Annotated in this window: 17 protein-coding genes and 1 pseudogene; 8 read left to right on the top strand and 10 right to left on the bottom strand. The window is 72.4% G+C overall.

Annotated features, from left to right (window positions below):
- Nucleotides 1–58: 58 nt before the first annotated feature.
- Nucleotides 59–742, top strand: a complete 684-nt coding sequence (gene ung / locus ACFYOP_RS29910) for a uracil-DNA glycosylase (RefSeq protein WP_356896927.1) — start codon at nucleotides 59–61, stop codon at nucleotides 740–742.
- Nucleotides 743–865: 123 nt separating this feature from the next.
- Nucleotides 866–1,339 carry a hypothetical protein gene (locus ACFYOP_RS29905; protein WP_356896925.1) on the top strand — a complete coding sequence of 158 codons (474 nt, stop codon included), beginning with the start codon at nucleotides 866–868 and terminating at the stop codon, nucleotides 1,337–1,339.
- Between the two features lie 16 nt (nucleotides 1,340–1,355).
- Here ACFYOP_RS29905 and ACFYOP_RS29900 read toward each other — a convergent pair whose 3' ends face one another.
- Nucleotides 1,356–1,877, bottom strand: a complete 522-nt coding sequence (locus ACFYOP_RS29900) for a DinB family protein (protein ID WP_356896923.1) — start codon at nucleotides 1,875–1,877, stop codon at nucleotides 1,356–1,358.
- Nucleotides 1,878–1,924: 47 nt separating this feature from the next.
- Nucleotides 1,925–2,551, bottom strand: a complete 627-nt coding sequence (locus ACFYOP_RS29895) for a TetR family transcriptional regulator (RefSeq protein WP_356896921.1) — start codon at nucleotides 2,549–2,551, stop codon at nucleotides 1,925–1,927.
- 81 nt (nucleotides 2,552–2,632) lie between these two features.
- Here ACFYOP_RS29895 and ACFYOP_RS29890 point away from each other — a divergent pair, with 81 nt between their 5' ends.
- Both ACFYOP_RS29890 and ACFYOP_RS29885 read left to right on the top strand, forming a co-directional pair.
- Nucleotides 2,633–3,883, top strand: coding sequence for an FAD-dependent monooxygenase (locus ACFYOP_RS29890; protein WP_356896919.1), 1,251 nt, complete (start codon nucleotides 2,633–2,635; stop codon nucleotides 3,881–3,883).
- Nucleotides 3,884–3,909: 26 nt separating this feature from the next.
- Nucleotides 3,910–4,818, top strand: coding sequence for a Gfo/Idh/MocA family oxidoreductase (locus tag ACFYOP_RS29885; protein WP_356896917.1), 909 nt, complete (start codon nucleotides 3,910–3,912; stop codon nucleotides 4,816–4,818).
- Here the strand turns inward: ACFYOP_RS29885 and lnt are convergent.
- The 6 genes and pseudogenes from lnt to ACFYOP_RS29855 all read right to left on the bottom strand — a co-directional run bounded on the left by lnt (nucleotide 4,739) and on the right by ACFYOP_RS29855 (nucleotide 9,575).
- Nucleotides 4,739–6,367, bottom strand: a complete 1,629-nt coding sequence (gene lnt, locus ACFYOP_RS29880) for an apolipoprotein N-acyltransferase (protein WP_356896915.1) — start codon at nucleotides 6,365–6,367, stop codon at nucleotides 4,739–4,741. The genes ACFYOP_RS29885 and lnt overlap by 80 nt on opposite strands.
- A gap of 94 nt (nucleotides 6,368–6,461) precedes the next feature.
- Nucleotides 6,462–6,926: a nuclear transport factor 2 family protein gene (locus ACFYOP_RS29875; RefSeq protein WP_356896913.1), complete on the bottom strand. Its 465-nt coding sequence runs from the start codon at nucleotides 6,924–6,926 to the stop codon at nucleotides 6,462–6,464.
- A 132-nt stretch (nucleotides 6,927–7,058) separates the two neighbouring features.
- On the bottom strand, nucleotides 7,059–8,222 hold the full coding sequence (locus ACFYOP_RS29870; protein ID WP_356896911.1) for a methyltransferase: 1,164 nt from the start codon (nucleotides 8,220–8,222) through the stop codon (nucleotides 7,059–7,061).
- Between the two features lie 22 nt (nucleotides 8,223–8,244).
- The gene (locus ACFYOP_RS29865) at nucleotides 8,245–8,424 is read right to left on the bottom strand and encodes a hypothetical protein (RefSeq protein ID WP_356896909.1); all 180 of its coding nucleotides are present in this window, start codon (nucleotides 8,422–8,424) and stop codon (nucleotides 8,245–8,247) included.
- A 56-nt stretch (nucleotides 8,425–8,480) separates the two neighbouring features.
- Nucleotides 8,481–8,628 (bottom strand): annotated as a pseudogene (locus ACFYOP_RS29860) (undecaprenyl-diphosphatase); the annotation flags it as partial.
- Nucleotides 8,629–8,669: 41 nt separating this feature from the next.
- Nucleotides 8,670–9,575: an NADP-dependent oxidoreductase gene (locus ACFYOP_RS29855; RefSeq protein WP_356897048.1), complete on the bottom strand. Its 906-nt coding sequence runs from the start codon at nucleotides 9,573–9,575 to the stop codon at nucleotides 8,670–8,672.
- A 227-nt stretch (nucleotides 9,576–9,802) separates the two neighbouring features.
- Here ACFYOP_RS29855 and ACFYOP_RS29850 point away from each other — a divergent pair, with 227 nt between their 5' ends.
- The 3 genes from ACFYOP_RS29850 to ACFYOP_RS29840 all read left to right on the top strand — a co-directional run bounded on the left by ACFYOP_RS29850 (nucleotide 9,803) and on the right by ACFYOP_RS29840 (nucleotide 13,650).
- Nucleotides 9,803–10,759 carry a helix-turn-helix transcriptional regulator gene (locus ACFYOP_RS29850; protein ID WP_356896907.1) on the top strand — a complete coding sequence of 319 codons (957 nt, stop codon included), beginning with the start codon at nucleotides 9,803–9,805 and terminating at the stop codon, nucleotides 10,757–10,759.
- Between the two features lie 155 nt (nucleotides 10,760–10,914).
- Entirely contained in the window at nucleotides 10,915–12,801 is a 1,887-nt protein-coding gene (locus ACFYOP_RS29845) for an AMP-dependent synthetase/ligase (RefSeq protein ID WP_356896905.1), read from the top strand.
- 153 nt (nucleotides 12,802–12,954) lie between these two features.
- Nucleotides 12,955–13,650, top strand: a complete 696-nt coding sequence (locus ACFYOP_RS29840; RefSeq protein ID WP_356896903.1) for an ester cyclase — start codon at nucleotides 12,955–12,957, stop codon at nucleotides 13,648–13,650.
- Nucleotides 13,651–13,783: 133 nt separating this feature from the next.
- On the opposite strand, the gene ACFYOP_RS29835 is transcribed toward ACFYOP_RS29840, so the two are convergent.
- Together ACFYOP_RS29835 and ACFYOP_RS29830 are read right to left on the bottom strand one after the other, a co-directional pair.
- The gene (locus tag ACFYOP_RS29835) at nucleotides 13,784–14,656 is read right to left on the bottom strand and encodes an undecaprenyl-diphosphate phosphatase (protein ID WP_356896901.1); all 873 of its coding nucleotides are present in this window, start codon (nucleotides 14,654–14,656) and stop codon (nucleotides 13,784–13,786) included.
- 179 nt (nucleotides 14,657–14,835) lie between these two features.
- Nucleotides 14,836–15,621, bottom strand: a complete 786-nt coding sequence (locus ACFYOP_RS29830; protein WP_356896899.1) for a TVP38/TMEM64 family protein — start codon at nucleotides 15,619–15,621, stop codon at nucleotides 14,836–14,838.
- A gap of 49 nt (nucleotides 15,622–15,670) precedes the next feature.
- Between ACFYOP_RS29830 and ACFYOP_RS29825 the strand changes: the two genes are divergently transcribed.
- The gene (locus ACFYOP_RS29825) at nucleotides 15,671–16,381 is read left to right on the top strand and encodes a DNA alkylation repair protein (protein ID WP_356896897.1); all 711 of its coding nucleotides are present in this window, start codon (nucleotides 15,671–15,673) and stop codon (nucleotides 16,379–16,381) included.
- Nucleotides 16,382–16,460 lie beyond the last annotated feature (79 nt).

The raw sequence follows: 16,460 nt of genomic DNA, 5'->3' as shown, positions 1-16,460 counted from the left end.
GGTTCTGAGATCTGGGTTCCCCGATCTCGGAACCTACCGACAGACGGAGGTTGTTGACGTGACCGACACCGACATGTTGCCCGAGTCCTGGCGCGGCGTCCTCGGCGAAGAGCTGCAGAAGCCGTACTTCAAGGAGCTCACCGAGTTCGTCGAGAAGGAGCGGGCGAACGGGCCGGTGTACCCGCCGAGCGCGGAGGTCTTCGCCGCACTGGAGGCCACGCCGTACGAGCAGGTGAAGGTGCTCGTCCTCGGCCAGGATCCGTACCACGGGGAGGGTCAGGGCCACGGCCTGTGCTTCTCCGTGCGGCCGGGCGTCAAGACGCCGCCGTCGCTGCGGAACATCTACAAGGAGATGCAGGCCGAGCTCGGCCACCCCGTCCCGGACAACGGCTATCTGATGCCGTGGGCGCGCCAGGGCGTCCTGCTGCTCAACGCGGTGCTGACCGTCCGGGCCGGCGAGGCCAACTCGCACAAGGGCAAGGGCTGGGAGAAGTTCACCGACGCGGTGATCCGCGCGGTCGCCTCCCGGCCCGACCCGGCCGTCTTCGTCCTGTGGGGCAACTACGCGCAGAAGAAGCTGCCGCTCATCGACGAGGAGCGGCACGCCGTGGTGAAGGGCGCCCACCCCTCGCCGCTGTCCGCGAAGAGGTTCTTCGGCTCCCGCCCCTTCACGCAGATGAACGAAGCGGTCGCGGCCCAGGGGCACCAGCCGATCGACTGGCGGATCCCCGACATCGGCTGAGCGGTTCGCGCGACCGGCTGACAGGCGCCCGTCCGGCGCCCGAGCCTGAGGAGGTTCTGCCGCCACGACCGCTAGCGTCGTCTGTCGGGACCAGCGGTTCGCCGTGCGGACGAGGAGGCCACAGTGACGGAGCAGCGGGAGACGTCGCAGGACATCGTCATGACCCGGATCGGTCAGGCGATGATGCTGCTGCACGGTGGGGACCGCGAGGAGGCACGCAATCGCTTCGCCCTGCTCTGGGCGGAGATCGGCGAGGAGGGCGACGCCCTCCACCGCTGCACCCTCGCCCACTGCATGGCGGACGTCCAGGACGACCCGGCGGACGAACTGGCCTGGGACCTGCGGGCCCTGTCGGCGGCCGACGGACTGAGCGACGAGCGGCTCGCCCGGCACGGGCAGTCCCTGGCGGTGCGCGCGCTGTACCCCTCGCTCCACCTGAACCTCGCCGCGGACTACGTCAAGCTGAGCCGCAGGGGGGAGGCGCGCGCCCATCTGGACCGGGCGCGCGCGTCCACGAACGCCCTGGGCGACGACGGCTACGGCGCCGGGGTGCGTGCCGCCATCGACCGGCTGGAGCGCACTCTGCGGGCGGGGTGAGCGGGCGCCGCCGCGCTCACTCGCCGGTGACGCCGTCGAGGTGCTCGCGCAGCAGGTCGGCGTGGCCGTTGTGCCGTGCGTACTCCTCGATCATGTGCGTGAGGATCCAGCGCAGGCTGAAGCCCTCGGGGTGGCGGCCCCGGGAGGCACTGATGTCGTCGAGGCCGTGCGCGGCCGAGACCTCGCGGGCCCGGGCGACCTCGGTGAGCCAGGTCTCGTGCGTCCGGGCCCAGGTGTCCCGGTCGCTGACCCGGAAGTCCCCGTCCCGGTCGTGCTCGGTGGCGTAGAGGTCCGGCAGCTCCTGGCCCTCCATGATCTGGCGGAACCAGTAGCGTTCGACCCCGGTGAGATGGCGCACCAGGCCCAGGAGCGTGAGCTTCGAGGGCGCGAGCACAGCCCGTCGCAGCTGTTCGTCGTACAGACCCGCGCACTTCACGAGCAGCGTCTCGCGGTGGAAGTCCAGGAAGCCTTCGAGCATGTCCCGCTCGGCGGCCGTGGTGGACGGCTCGGTGCGTTCGTCGGTTGTCATGGCGGTCATCCTGCGGCACGGGGGAGCGGCGCTGCCACGGGTTATGCGAGGTCCGCTTATGCGAGGTCCGCGGCCCGCGGACCCAGCATCCCGCGCAGCAGTTCCGCGAAGCCGGTGCGCAGCTCCTCCCGGCTGGGCACGGCCGCGTGGTACGAGCCGGCCGCACAGGAGAACATCAGCCCCTCGCACCAGGCGATCAGGGTCAGCGCGTGCCGCTCCGGCTCCGGCGATCCACCCTCCGCCATCATCGCCACCAGCGGGCCGCGGAACCGGCCGCCGGTCCGGTCGTAGAACTCGCGCAGCTCCGGTCGCCGGGTGGCCTCCAGGGCCAGTTCGTAGCGGGCGACGAGGAGTCCGGAGTGCTCCGTCAAATAGCGGTGCAGGGCCAGCGCCAGGCCGTCGAGGAGCGTCCTCCCGCCCCGGTCCTCGCCCCCGAGCGAGGCCGGCATCTCCGTCACGGTCAGGACGGCCGCCTCACGCTCCGCCAGCCTGCGCACCGCCGCCTCCAGCAGGGCCTGGCGGGTGCGGGCGTGGTTGGAGGTCGAGCCCTGCGGCAACCCGGCCGCCTCGTCGACGGCGCGGTGGGTGAGCCCTCGCATCCCGCGCTCGGCGAGGAGCGCGAGCGCGGTGTCGGCGATCAGTTCTGCCCGTGGGGCGCCGGAAGGGGCGGTGCGTGCGGCCATCGGGCCAATCTACCTTCGTCACTACAGCTGTAGTAGCGTATGGGGTGTCACTACAGGTGTAGTCGCCGAGGAGGAGCAGCCATGCCCGCATCCCGTACCACCGCCCACGCAGTCGTCGTCGGCAGCGGGATCGGCGGCCTCACCGCGGCCGTCGCCCTGCGCCAGAGCGGCTGGCAGGTCACCGTCCTCGAGCGGGCCCGCTCGCTGGACCCGGTCGGCGCGGGCATCGGACTCGCCCCCAACTCCCAGCGCGCGCTCGACGTCATCGGCCTCGGCGACGAGATCCGCGCCCTGGCGGCCTGGCAGGGCCCCGGCGGGATGCGCAACCCGTCCGGCCGCTGGCTGTCGCGCACCGACAGCACCGCCGCCGCCGAACGATTCGGCGGGCCCCTGGTCCTCGTCCACCGCGCCACCCTGATCGACCGCATCGCCCGGCGGCTGCCCGAGGGAGCGGTCAGGACCGGCTGCCCCGGCGAACTGGCGGACGCCGGAACCGCCGGCGGCCACGCGGCCCGGGTCACCACACCCGACGGCGACATCGAGGCCGACCTCGTCATCGGCGCCGACGGCATCCATTCCGCCGTCCGCCGCGCCCTCTTCCCCCGCCACCCCGGCCCGGCCTACGCGGGCTTCACCACCTGGCGCACGGTCGTCCCCGCGCCCGAGCGGCCCTTCGAACCCCACGAGACCTGGGGCGCCGGAGCGCTCTGGGGCACCCAGCCCCTCAAGGACGGCCGGATCTACGCCTACGCGGCCGCCGTGGCGCCCCCGGGCGCCCACGGTGCCGGCGGTGAACAGGCCGAGCTGCTGCGCCGGTTCGGCGACTGGCACGACCCGGTGCCCGGCGTCATCGCCGCCGCCGAGCCCGGCGGCGTCCTGCGCAACGACGTCCACCACATGACCACGTCCCTCCCCGCCTTCCACCGCGGCCGTACCGTGCTGCTCGGCGACGCGGCGCACGCCATGGCCCCGACCCTCGGGCAGGGCGGCAACCAGGCCATCGAGGACGCGATCGTCCTCGCCCACCACGCGGCCGCCGGCCAGGACCTGGGCGCCGGGCTCGCCGCGTACAGCGCCGACCGGCTGCCGCGCACCATGGGCATCGTCCGCAAGTCGGCGCAGGTCGCCCGGCTGATGTCGCTGACCGGCAGGCCCGCCGTCGCCGTCCGCGACACCCTGATGTCCGCGGTCTCCCGGCTCGGCCCCGGCGTCGTGCTCAGGACCTTCGACGGCATCGCCGACTGGCGCCCGCCCCAGCGGACGTATGCTGCCGAAGCACAGGACGCGCACGCCGAGAACGGCGGGCACGAAGGACGACCGGCACGGCACTGACCCGGCCGGACATGTGAGGGGGCACCGTGAAGATCGGCTGCATCGGTCTCGGCGACATCGCGCGCAAGGCCTACCTGCCGGTGCTCACCACCCTGCCCGGGGCCGAACTGCACCTGCAGACCCGGACGCAGGCCACCCTGGCCCGTACGGCGGAGACCCACCACATCCCCGCCGCCCGGTGCCACGCCGACCTCGACTCCCTCCTCGCCCAGGGCCTCGACGCCGCGTTCGTCCACGCGCCGACCTCCGCCCACGCCGAGATCGTCACCCGGCTGCTCGACGCCGGCGTCGCCACCTACGTCGACAAGCCGCTCGCCTATGAACTGGCCGACTCCGAACGGCTGGTGGCCCTCGCGGAGGAACGCGGCACCAGCCTCGCCGTCGGCTTCAACCGCAGGCTCGCCCCCGGTTACGCGCAGTGCGCCGAGCACCCGCGCGAGCTGATCCTCATGCAGAAGAACCGCGTCGGCCTCCCCGAGGACCCCCGCACCCTGGTCCTCGACGACTTCATCCACGTCGTGGACACCCTGCGCTTCCTCGTCCCCGGACCCGTCGAACACACCGACGTGCGGGCGCGGATGGTCGACGGGCTGATGCACCACGTCGTCCTCCAGCTGTCCGGCGACGGATTCACCGCCATCGGCACCATGAACCGGATGAGCGGCTCGGCCGAGGAGATCCTCGAGGTCTCCGGGCAGGACTCCAAGCGCGAGGTCCGCAACCTCGCGGAGATCGTCGACCACAAGGGCCAGCCGAGCGTCCGGCGGCGCGGCGACTGGGTGCCGGTGGCCCGCCAGCGCGGCATCGAACAGGCGGTGCACAGCTTCCTCGACGCCGTGCGCGCCGGGAAGCTCCTCAGCGCACAGGACGCGCTGAGGACTCACGAGCTGTGCGAGCGGGTGGTCCGGCTGGCCCTGGAGCAGCAGGCCGCCTGAGCGCCCGTACGCCGCCTGCGGCGCCCAGCGCCGCCAGCAGCGCCAGCGACGCGTACACCGGCCAGTCCCCGTAGCGGACGTACAGCGTCGTGCCGCTCGTCAGGGGCAAGTCGTACACCGCCGCGGTGCTCGCGTCGGTGGGGAGCGTGGGGCCGGCCTGTGCACCGCCCGCCGCGTACACGGCGCTCACGCCGGTGAGCGTGGCGTGCACCATCGGCCGGCCGCTCTCCGCCGCCCGCAGCGCCGCCAGCGACGCATGCTGCTCGGGGGCCCAGCTGCCCTGGAACGACGAGGTCGCCGACTGGGCGACCAGCACCTGCGCGCCGTCCCTCGTCAGCCGCCTGCTCATGTCGGGGAAGGCGGACTCGAAGCAGACCAGCGGCCCCAGCCGCACACCGCTGTCCGGCAGCCCCATCACCACGGGGGACTCCCCGCGCAGCCGGTCCTCGCCCGCCGCCCTGCCGACCGACGTGACCCAGCCCAGTACGGACCTGGCCGGGATGTACTCCCCGAAGGGGACGAGCCGCATCTTGTCGTACCGGTCCCCGGTCGGGCCGTCCGGACCGACGAGCACCGAACTCTTGTAGATCCCCGGCGGCCCCGACGCACTCTCGCTGCGGGCGTCCACATTGACCAGGACCGGGGCCCCGACCTCACGGGACAGGGCGGCCAGCCGGTCGGCCAGGTCCGGCCGCCGGGGCAGGTCCGCCCCGACGCTGCTCTCACCCCAGACCACCAGGTCGGGATCGCTCCCCGCCAGCTCCCGGGTCAGCTCCTCACCCCGGTCGAAGCGCCGCTCCGCGCTCAGCATGCCGCCGACCACCCCAGGCTGGACCACGGCGATCCGCACCCGGTCCGACTCGCGCGGCACCGGCGCCCACACCCACGCCGACGTGACAGCCGTCGCACACACGACGGCCCCCGCCACCGCCGGCCTGCGGGCCGACCGGACCGCCACCAGCAGCACGGCCACCGTGTTGACGGCCACCACCAGCAGGCTCACCAGCCAGACGCCGCCGACCGAGGCCAGCCGCAGCGCCGGCGGCACATCCCACTGACTCGCGCCCAGTAGCCCCCACGGGCCGCCCAGACCCTCCCAGGAACGGACCAGCTCGATCATCAGCCAGCCCGCCGGGACGGCGGCGACGGCCGCCGCCGCGCGGCCCGTCGACGGACCGCCGCCGAGCATCCGGTGCACCAGAGCGCCCCACGGCGCCCACAGCAGCCCGAACAGGGCCGCCAGCACCAGCAGGAAGACATGGAGACTCGGCAGCAGCCAGTGGTGGACCGCGACCATGAAACCGGCGCCGCCGAGCCAGCCCTCGACCGCCGCCCGGCGGGCCGTGGGCGCGCTGCGCAGCAGCAGCATCCACGGCACCAGCGCCAGATGGGCGAACCACCACAGCGACGGCTCCGGGAAGGCCAGTGCGGGCAGGGCTCCGGCGAGGAGCGCGGCGGCGCCGCGCGCCCCGGGCGACCCGAGGGCGGCGGCGTCGTGCCGCCCGTCCCGCCGCTTCCTGTGCACCCGACCGCCGACCGGAATCCGCATGCCGCGCCTCCTCGTCCGGCCTCGAGGGGCCCCGAGCCGTTCATCCCAAGTGTGCGCGAAGATCGGCCCCGGCGGACAGTGCGCCTCCCGCGCCTCAGCCCCCTTCCGGGGCGCCTCCCGTCCCGGTACGCCGCCACTTCTCCTCGGTCACCACGGAGCGCAGCAGCCAGCCTTCCGCCGCCCGCGCCATGCCGAAGCGGTAGCGGCCGCCGGAGACGAAGTCCTCCCCCGACCCGGTCCGCATCGGATTGAGGTAGTCCGCCCGCACCTCCGCCCGCTCGCCCGGATACCCGTCCGTGTCGTCGATGGTCACCCGCCGGTTGACGATCAGATGCTGGCGTACGGGAAAGTGCCGCATCGTCCGGGAGAGCCACTGGGCGACCTCGTCGGCCGGCCCCTCGATGCCCCCGGACGCGCGGTAGTCGGCCCGACCGTCCGCCGTGAACAGTGCCCGGTAGGCGTCCCAGTCGCCGTCGTCGACGGCTGCGGCGTAGCCGGTGACCACGTCGTCGAGGGCGAGTCTGTCCATCACGGTCGCGAGATCCACGCGCTGTGTCATCGGGTCAGTCTCGGTGAGGCCGACCGCAGGGCCAAGGGCCGTGCGGGACTGTGTCGGCCGGCCGGCGGCGACCGGCCGGAAAACCGCACCCGCCCGCGCCGGCGGCGCAGCGCTCCGGACGCGCGGCGGGGCTCAGCGCCGTACGGCCTTCAGAACCACGAACTTCGGGTCGCTCGCGACCACTTCGCAGTTGCCGAACAGCCGCTTCAGCCGCACGTGGTAGCCGAGGTGGCGGTTGCCGACGACCCACAGCTCGCCGCCGGGAGACAGCGCACGGCGCGCGTCGGCGAACATCCGCCGGGCCGCCGTGTCGGTCGTCGCCCGGTGCGAGTGGAACGGCGGATTGTTCAGTACGAGGTCCACCGTCGCGTCGGGGAGAGCCGAGAGGCCGTCCCCGACCAGGAACTCGGCCGTGCCCGACGGGACGTTGTCCGCGAAGGTCGCCTCCGCCGAGGCCACCGCCGAGAAGGACTCGTCCGTGAACGTCACGGCCGCGTCCGGGTTGGCCAGCGCCACCGCCGTACCGACCACGCCGTTGCCGCAGCCCAGGTCCACGACGCGCTCGGCGCCCCGGCTCGGCGGCAGGTGGCGCAGGAAGAAGCGGGTGCCGATGTCGAGGCGCTCGGCGCAGAAGATGCCGGCGTGATTGGTCACCGTCCGGCCCGCCAGAACGCCGGTGTCGGACGGCAGGGCGTACCGCCGCGGCCAGGGGCTCGGAGTGCGGGGGAGGGCCGGGTCCGGCGTGCAGAAGATCAGCCGGGCCTTCTTCACCGCGAGGGACGTGCGGGTCGGTCCGATGATGCGCTCGAACAGCTTGAGCGTGGACGTGTGGATCTCCGTGACCATGCCCGCGCCGATGACGACGGTGTCCGCGTGCACGGCGGGCGCCAGGCGGTGCAGCTGGTCCTCCAGCAGCGCGAGGCTCTTCGGCACCCGGACCAGCAGCACGTCCACGCGCTCCGGCGGCTCCTGCCGGGCGGTGAGCAGTCGCACGGCGCCGGCGTCCACGTCGTTGCGGGCCAGATTGGCGCGGGTCGCCTGCTGCCCGAGGAAGGAGTCGGAGATCTGGGTGACCGGCCCGCTCGTACGGGCCGCGAGCGAGGTGACCAGCGCCCCCCACCGGTCGCCCACGACGGCCACCGTGCCCGACAGGTCGGTGGGCGGGGCTTCGTCGGCGCCGTGCAGCTGCCGCAGCAGATACTCGTCGGCGGCGTCCCAGGCGCGAAGCGGGTCGCGCGGGTCCTCGGGGAAACGGGCGAGCTCGGGGGCGCCCCATGACGTGGTCAGACGGTTCATCGTGCGCCCAGGCTAACCGCTGCTAGGCGGCGGGCCGTACGTCCTCGTGTGCCGCGGCAGCCCACTCCACCACCAGTGCCTCGTACTCCGGGCGCCGGTCCTCGGGCAGCGCGCCGTCGGCCCACAGCTCTCGGATCCGGGTGTTCAGCTCGGACGCGGACATCAAGGTTTCGGGTTTGGACTCGCGGGGAAAGGGGGACATGCCTGCAAGGTTACGGCCTGGCATCGGCCACGTCTGCACCGCCGACCGGCGGCCCAGCCGCCCGACGCACCGGCGCGCGGACCGAGTGCCCCCGCTCCCACCAGCGCGAACAGCGGGATTCCAGGCAGGATGCGGGAGATCACGAACGGCCTGAAGCACCCTCCTGGCGCTCTTCGTAGTGATGAATTTCATGAACCACTCCACAGGCCGAAGAGGGCCCGGGCGGTCCGGACTTCAGGGCGGCTTCAGAGGCTGAGGACCAGCTTTCCGCGCACCCGGCCCGCACGGCTCAGCCGGTGGGCCTCGGCGGCCTTCGCCAGCGGGAGGACCGACTGGACCTCGACGTGCACGGCGCCGGAGTCGATGAGCGCGCCGATCCTGCGCAGCGCCGCACCGTCGGGAGCGACGACGACGCGGTGGGCCGTGACGCCGGGGACGCGGTGCGCCTCGTCCACCGGCTCGGGCAGCGTGATGAGCGTGCCGCTGGGCCGCAGGAGCCGCCACGAGGCGTGCTGCACCGGGCCGCCGACGGTGTCCAGGACGACGTCGAACGGTTCCCCGGCCGCCAGGTCCGCCGTCGCGCGGTCCACCGGCTCGTCGACACCCAGCCGGCGCAGGAACCCCAGATTGCGCGCCGAGGCGGTGGCCGTGACGTGTGCCCCGAGGTGCCGGGCGAGTTGCACGGCGAAGTGCCCCACCCCGCCCGCACCGGCGTGCACCAGAACGCGCATGCCGACCGTCGCCTTCGCCGTCTCCAGCGCCTGCCAGGCGGTCAGGGCGGCCAGGGGCACGGCGGCGGCCTCCGCGTAGGAGAGGCTGGCCGGCTTGGGCGCCACAGCGGAGGCCGGCAGGACGCACAGCTCCTGGTAGGCGCCCCCGTACGGCAGCGGGAGCATGCCGTGGACGGCCTCACCGACCGCCGGGCCGCCCGGCACGGTGCCCCGCACCACGCCCGCGACGTCCCAGCCCATCCCCAGCGGGAAGGGCCGGTCGTTGCGTACCTCTCCTTCGCGGTGCTTCCAGTCGACCGGGTTCACTCCCGCCGCCTTGACCTCCACCAGCACGTCTCCGTCCGCCGGAGCCGGTTCGGGCCGTTCCGTGAGTTCCAGCACGTTCTCGTCGCCGTACTGGGAGAAGACCACCGCGCGCATTTTCCCGCCGCCCTTGTCGTGTCGCATGTCCGTGCGCCGTCCGGCTCCTTCGGACGCCGGGCGGCGGGGTGCGGATCCGCACCCGGGTCCACAGTCGCGGCGCGGTGGGCGCGGAGCCATTACTCGGCGAGTACCAGGCCGAGAGGGGGGGGCGGGACCGCACAGGCCGCAGGGGGGTACTGACAGGGACAGGCTGCCGGGCTCCGCAGCGGCCCATACTGGCCCTCATGAACCAAGCCAGCGAGCTCGGCGCCTTCCTCAAGGCACGGCGTTCCCGGGTGGCCCCCGGAGCGGCCGGTCTCCCCGTCGTCGGCCGGCGCCGGGTCGCGGGGCTGCGCCGGGAAGAGGTGGCCGACCTCGCGGGCGTCAGCGTCGTCTACTACACACGGCTGGAGCAGGGCCGGGCCCGCAACCCGTCCGACGCCGTGCTGGACGCCCTGGCACGCGTGCTGCGGCTCGATCCGACCGAACGGACACACCTGTACGACCTCGCGCGCCGGGCGGTCCGCAGGGCGGCGCCGTTCCCGGCAGGTCCCGTCCAAGGCGCCGCCCAGGACGGGGACTTCGGGGACGCCGGGGCCGTGCCGGGCATGGTCGTACGGGAGGACCTGCACCGTCTGCTCGCCGCTGTGGGGGCCGTTCCCGCGTATCTTCTGGGGCCTGCGATGGACGTCCTCGCCGCCAACGACCTGGCCCGCGCCCTCCTCGGAGGCCCCGGCGGAGCATCGCCCGCGCCCTCGAACCTCGCGCATCACGTCTTCCTCGACGCCTCTGCCCGCGACCTGTATCCGCGGTGGAACGACGTGGCGCGGCAGACCGTGGGCTTTCTGCGCTTCTCCGCCGGCCGTCGCCCCGGTGACGCGCGACTGGGCCGGGTCGTCACGGAACTGAGCCGCCGCAGCCCGCAGTTCCGGGCACTGTGGGCGGCGCAGGAGGTGGGGGAGAAGTCGTACGGCACCAAGAGCTTCCGGCATCCGCTGGTCGGCGGTTTCGACCTGGCGTACGAGACCCTGTCACTGCCCGGGGACGAGGGCCGGTCCCTGGTCGTCTTCACCGCGCCTGACCCGCGTGCGGACAGCGCGTTGCGGCTGCTCGGGAGTTGGACGGCGCCGCCCGCCGTCCCTCCGTCGGCCACCGGTCCGGCGTCGCCCGCCCCCCGGCCCGGTCACGCGCCGGGTTCCTGAAGGCGTCGTCAGCGGTTTCGGTGCCGCCGGCGGTCCTCCCTGAGGGTCTTGGCCCTTACGCGGCGGGGGGACTTGCCCTCTGGTCTCACCCCTACTTTCGAGTTACTCGTCAGCCAACAAGTCGTCGATGGGCGCACCAGGGCCCGGAGGTCAATGTGAGTTCCGCGCAGTCCCTTCTTGAAAGCCGTCCGGTTTCCGTGGCGCACCTGTTTCTCTCCAGAGTCGAGGCCACACCCGGCGGCGAGGCCTACCGCTACCCCGTGCCGGCCGGTGACGGTGCGTCCGGCGCCGAGGAGTGGCGCTCACTGACCTGGGCGCAGACCGCCGAGCGCGTCAGGGCGATCGCGGCCGGGCTGCTCGCCCTCGGGATGCGGCGCGAGGAGCGCGTGGCGATCTCCTCCTCCACCCGGGTCGAGTGGATCCTGGCCGACCTGGGCGTGATGTGCGCGGGGGCCGCCGCGACCGCCGTCTACCCCAGCACCAACGCCGACGAGACGGTGCACATCCTCTCCGACTCAGGCAGCCGGGCGATCTTCGTCGAGGACGCCGCACAGCTCGCCAAGGTGGTCGCCCACAGGGACCGGCTGCCCGAACTCGGCCACGCGGTCGTCTTCGACCCCGGAGCGGACATCCCGCCGGTCGAGGGGCTCGAGGTACTGTCCCTCGCCGAGCTGGAGCAGCGCGGGACCGCGTACCTGGAAGAGCACCCGGACGCGATCGAGCAGGCGGTGCGGGCCATCGAGCCGGAGCACCTCGCCACCCTCATCTACACGTCCGGCACGACCGGCCCGCCCAAGGGCGTGCGCCTCGTGCACGACTGCTGGTCGTACCAGGGCGTCGCACAGGAGGTCAGCGGACTGCTGCGCCCCGACGATGTGCAGTTCCTGTGGCTGCCCCTGTCCCACGTCTTCGGCAAGGCCCTGATCTCCGGGCAGATCAGGACCGGGCATGTGATGGCCGTGGACGGGCGCGTCGAGCGCATCGTCACCAACCTGCCCGCGGTCCGGCCGACCGTGATGGCGTCCGCGCCGCGGATCTTCGAGAAGGTCTACAACGGCATCGCCGGCAGAGCGAGAGCCGAGGGCGGCGCCAAGTACAAGATCTTCCTCTGGGCGGCGAAGGTCGCCCGCGACTACGCCAGGATCGGCCAGGAAAGCACCGTGGCGACCGGGAAACGCCGGGTGCCCCTGCCGCTCGCCGTTCAGCACGCCGTCGCCGACCGGCTGGTGTACGGCAAGATCCGCGCGGCCTTCGGCGGCAATCTGCGCGGCAGCGTCTCCGGCAGCGCCGCCCTCGCCCCGGACATCGGCTACTTCTTCTCCGGCGCCGGTGTGCACGTCTTCGAGGGCTACGGCCTGACGGAGACCAGCGCGGCCTGCACCGTCAACCCCGCCGAGGGCCACCGGATCGGCACGGTGGGCACGCCACTGCCCGGCACCGAGATCCGCATCGCCCAGGACGGCGAGGTCCTCCTGAGAGGCCCCGGCATCATGCGCGGCTACCACAACCTTCCGGAGAAGACCGCCGAGGTCCTGGAGAGCGACGGCTGGTTCCGCACCGGCGACATCGGCGAGGTCGACAAGGACGGCTTCCTCCGGATCACCGACCGCAAGAAAGACGTGTTCAAGACCTCGGGCGGCAAGTACGTGGCGCCCACCGAGATCGAGGGCCGCTTCAAGGCGGTCTGCCCGTTCGTCAGCAACATCCTGGTCATCGGCGACGGCCGCAACTTCTGCACCGCCCTGATCGCCCTCGATGAGAACGTGATCATGCCGTGGGCGGCATCCCACGACCTCGGCGGCCGCAGCTACGCCGACGTCGTCTCCTCACCCCAGGTCCACGAGCTGATCGACGGCTTCGTCCAGCGCGTCAACGGTGACCTGCAGCGCTGGCAGACCATCAAGAAGTTCTCGGTGCTCCCGCGCGACCTCGACGTCGAACACGGCGAACTCACCCCGAGCCTCAAGGTCAAACGCCCCGTCGTGGAGCGCACGCACGCCCGGGCCATCGACGCGATGTACGAGGGATCCCGCGAAGCCTGACCCTCGGGCGCCCGGCGCGTACCAGAGTCCATGGGCGGGACGTGCCCTGGAAACGGCACGGGAGCGGACGGCGGCCGTCGACCAACCTGGCAGGCGTCAGGGGCCGGGCATAGCCTGAAGATGTCTCGAACTCTCCGAACACTGGGAGAAGTCATGACATTCATGCAGGTCATAGACTGCAGGACCAGCAGGGCCGATGAGTTGAACAGGTTGATGGACACCTGGATCGAGTCGACGCAGGGCAAGCGGACGGCCACCCACTCGATCGTGGGGCGTGACCGTGCGGACTCGACCCATGTGGTCGAAATCGTGGAATTCCCTTCCTACGAGGAGGCGATGAAGAACTCGCAGCTGCCGGAGACCGACCGGATCTTCCGCGAGATGGTGGCTCTGTGCGAGGGCGAGCCGTCCTTCACGGACCTCGACGTCATGCGGGACGAGCAGCTGAACAAGATCGTGGTCCGCAGCTTCTTCGAGAACGTGATCAACGCGAGGAACGTCGACGCCGCGGACGGAATATGCACGGACGACTACCGGGAGCACGACCCGGGCCTGTCCTCGTACGATCTGGGGCTCGCGCAGGCCAAGGCCGAGAACAAGGAAACCATCGAGGCGTTCGAACCGGTGACCACCATCGAGAACCTGGTGGCCGAGGGTGACACGGTGTGTGTACGGGCGACCTACAAGGGACGTCACGTGGGTACGTACCAGGGCATGGAGGCCACCGGCCGGGAGATCTCGGGAACCGGCCACGCAACCTTCCGGTGCGAAGGCGGGAAGATCGCTGAGAGCTGGTGGAACCTCGACGACCTCGGTCTGTTGCAGCAGCTCGGTGCGATCGACGTCTGATCCACATCGGGATCTGCCGGGATCCGCCGCACCGCCGGCCCTCTTCCCACCGGGAGCATCACGGTGCGAGGAGGGCGTCGGGGCGTTGGGGCCGTGTGCGCCCGGTCCTCGGAGACGGCCGGACGCCGGCGGCTCAGCCGGCCGACTCGCCCGCGTGCGGACTCAGCACACCCATGCCGATCAGGATGAAGAGCACGATGCCGAGGACGATCCGGTAGGTCACGAACGGCATGAAGCTTCGCGTCGTGATGAACTTCATGAACCAGGCGATCACCGCGTAGCCCACGCCGAAGGCGACGAAGGTCGCGAAGATCGTCGGTCCCCACGACACATGGCCCTCGCCGGCCTCCTTCAGTTCGAACAGGCCGGAGGCGAGCACGGCCGGGATCGCCAGCAGGAACGAGTAACGGGCCGCCGCCTCGCGGGTGTAGCCCATCAGCAGGCCGCCGCTGATGGTCGCGCCGGAGCGGGAAACCCCCGGGATCAGGGCCATCGCCTGGCAGACGCCGTAGATGAGGCCGTCCCGCACGCTCAGGTCCTTCAGCGTCTTGCGCTCCTTGACCACCCGGTGGCGGCCGCCGGCCTCGTCCCGGGCGGCGAGCCGGTCCGCGATGCCCAGGACGATGCCCATGCCGATCAGAGTCGTGGCGATGAGCCGCAGATCACGGAACGGGCCCTCGATCTGGTCCTTGAGCGTGAGGCCCAGCACACCGATCGGCACCGAACCGATGATCACCAGCCAGCCCATCCTGGCGTCGTGGTCGCCGCGCATCGCCTTGTCGGTGAGCGAGCGGAACCAGGCCGACAGAATCCTGCCGATGTCCTTGCGGAAGTAGATGAGGACGGCCGTCTCCGTGCCGATCTGGGTGATCGCGGTGAACGCGGCCCCCGGGTCGTGCCAGCCGGCGAACGCGGCGGTGAGCCGCAGATGCGCGCTCGAGGAGATGGGGAGGAACTCCGTCAGCCCCTGGACGAGCCCGAGGATGAATGATTCGAACCAAGACATGAAAGCTATGCCACCCAAGGCTGGTCACGGTCTGTCAGGAGCACGAAGGCACGTGACCCGCGAGTGACGACTCACGTACGTCAGCGGGCCCGCGCCGGGTGGCAGCGTAGCGCCCTTGAGTGAAGCGCTTGCGGCAGGCCCTGTCCGGCGGGCCCGCCACGCGGTGGTGGGCGGCCTCGTCAGACGGCGGGGCCGTGGGCCACGACCGGCTCCAGGGGGCCCCGGTCCGCGGCCGGGGCGGAGGGCGCCTGCGCGGGGCGGTGCCCGGCGCCGCGCATCCGGTGGCGCTTGGTCCAGGCGACCGTCGCGGCCGCCAGCCCCGTCACCACGATGAACCCCATCGCGATCAGGAACGCCGGCGACGTCGGCGACCCGGCCCGGCTGCCCGCGACCACGTACGCCGCCGTGTTCGGGATCGAGCCGAGGCCGGTCGCCAGGAGAAAGGGCAGGTAGCCCATGCGGGAGACGGCCGCGCAGTAGTTGGCGGCGGCGAACGGTATGCCCGGGAACAGCCGTATCGCCAGCATGGAACGGAAACCGTGCCGGCTGAGCTGCCCGTCTGCGGCCTCCAGCCACCGCCCCCGCAGCAGCGGGCGGAGCGCGTCCTGACCGAGCACCCGGCCCAGGGCGAAGGCGATCCCGGCCCCCAGCACCGTGCCGGCGAGCGCCGCCACGAGCCCGGCCTGCGAGCCGAACAGCGCGCCCGCCGCCAGATTGAGGATGGGCCGCGGCACGAACGCGGCCGTGCACACCCCGTACCCCACGCCGTACAGCACCACGGCCGCCGGACCGCTCAACTGCGGCCAGCCCGCGGAGAGCAGAATCTGCGGCTCGAAGAGCACGACCGTCACCGCGGCGGAGGCGAGCAGCACTGCGAGAAGGGACAGCCGGGACCAGGGTGAGAACAGGACCCTGGAGCAGCGGGCGGCGAGGGCGGACGCCGGCCGGGGGACGAGGTCGAGCATCCGGGGAGACTAGCCGACACCGGTATGTGATCGCCGTAATGTGTGCCGTATGACGCACGCCGTACCGGACGCCGTACCGCGCAGCGATCTCGCCGACACCGTCATGGAACGGCTCGTCGCCGTGTATCCGGCCGCGGCGGACGAGGCAAGGGCCGCGCGGGCCGTCGCGTACATGAAGGGCGCCGCCCCGTTCCTCGGCATCCCCACACCCGAACGCCGGGCCCTGTCCCGCACCGTCCTCGCCGGCACTCCCCGGCCCGACGAGGCGGACTGCACGGCCGTCGCGCTGCGCTGCTGGGCCCTGCCCGAGCGCGAGTACCACTACTTCGCCGCCGACTATCTGCGGCGCCACGTCGGCCGCTGCTCCTCCGGCTTCCTGCCCGTGGCGCACCGGCTGATCACCACCGTGCCGTGGTGGGACACCGTCGACATGCTCGCCGTGCACGTCGTCGGACCACTGGTGGCCGCAGACCCGGCGCTCGGACGCGTCATGGACGCATGGATCGACGACGGCGACATATGGGTGGCCCGCACGGCGCTCCTGCACCAACTGCGCTACCGGGAGGCGACGGACGGCGCACGCCTGTTCCGCTACTGCCTCCGCCGGGCCGACCACCCGGACTTCTTCATCCGCAAGGCCATCGGCTGGGCGCTGCGGGAGTACGCCAGAACGGACCCCGACGCGGTACGGGAGTTCGTCGACGGCGCGCGGGGGCGGCTGTCGCCGCTCTCCGTGCGGGAGGCGCTCAAGCATCTGTGACGGGGTAGGCCCCGGACGACTGCCCGTCGCCCGAAAACCGCTCGACGCCGCCCGGGGGCAGGGGCGATCATCGACGCAT

This window comes from Streptomyces sp. NPDC006294 (genome assembly GCF_042870895.1).
In the GTDB taxonomy this organism is placed as follows: domain Bacteria; phylum Actinomycetota; class Actinomycetes; order Streptomycetales; family Streptomycetaceae; genus Streptomyces.
The sequence above is the reverse complement of the archived record's forward strand: the minus strand, read 5'-3'. Positions and strand labels throughout refer to the sequence as shown.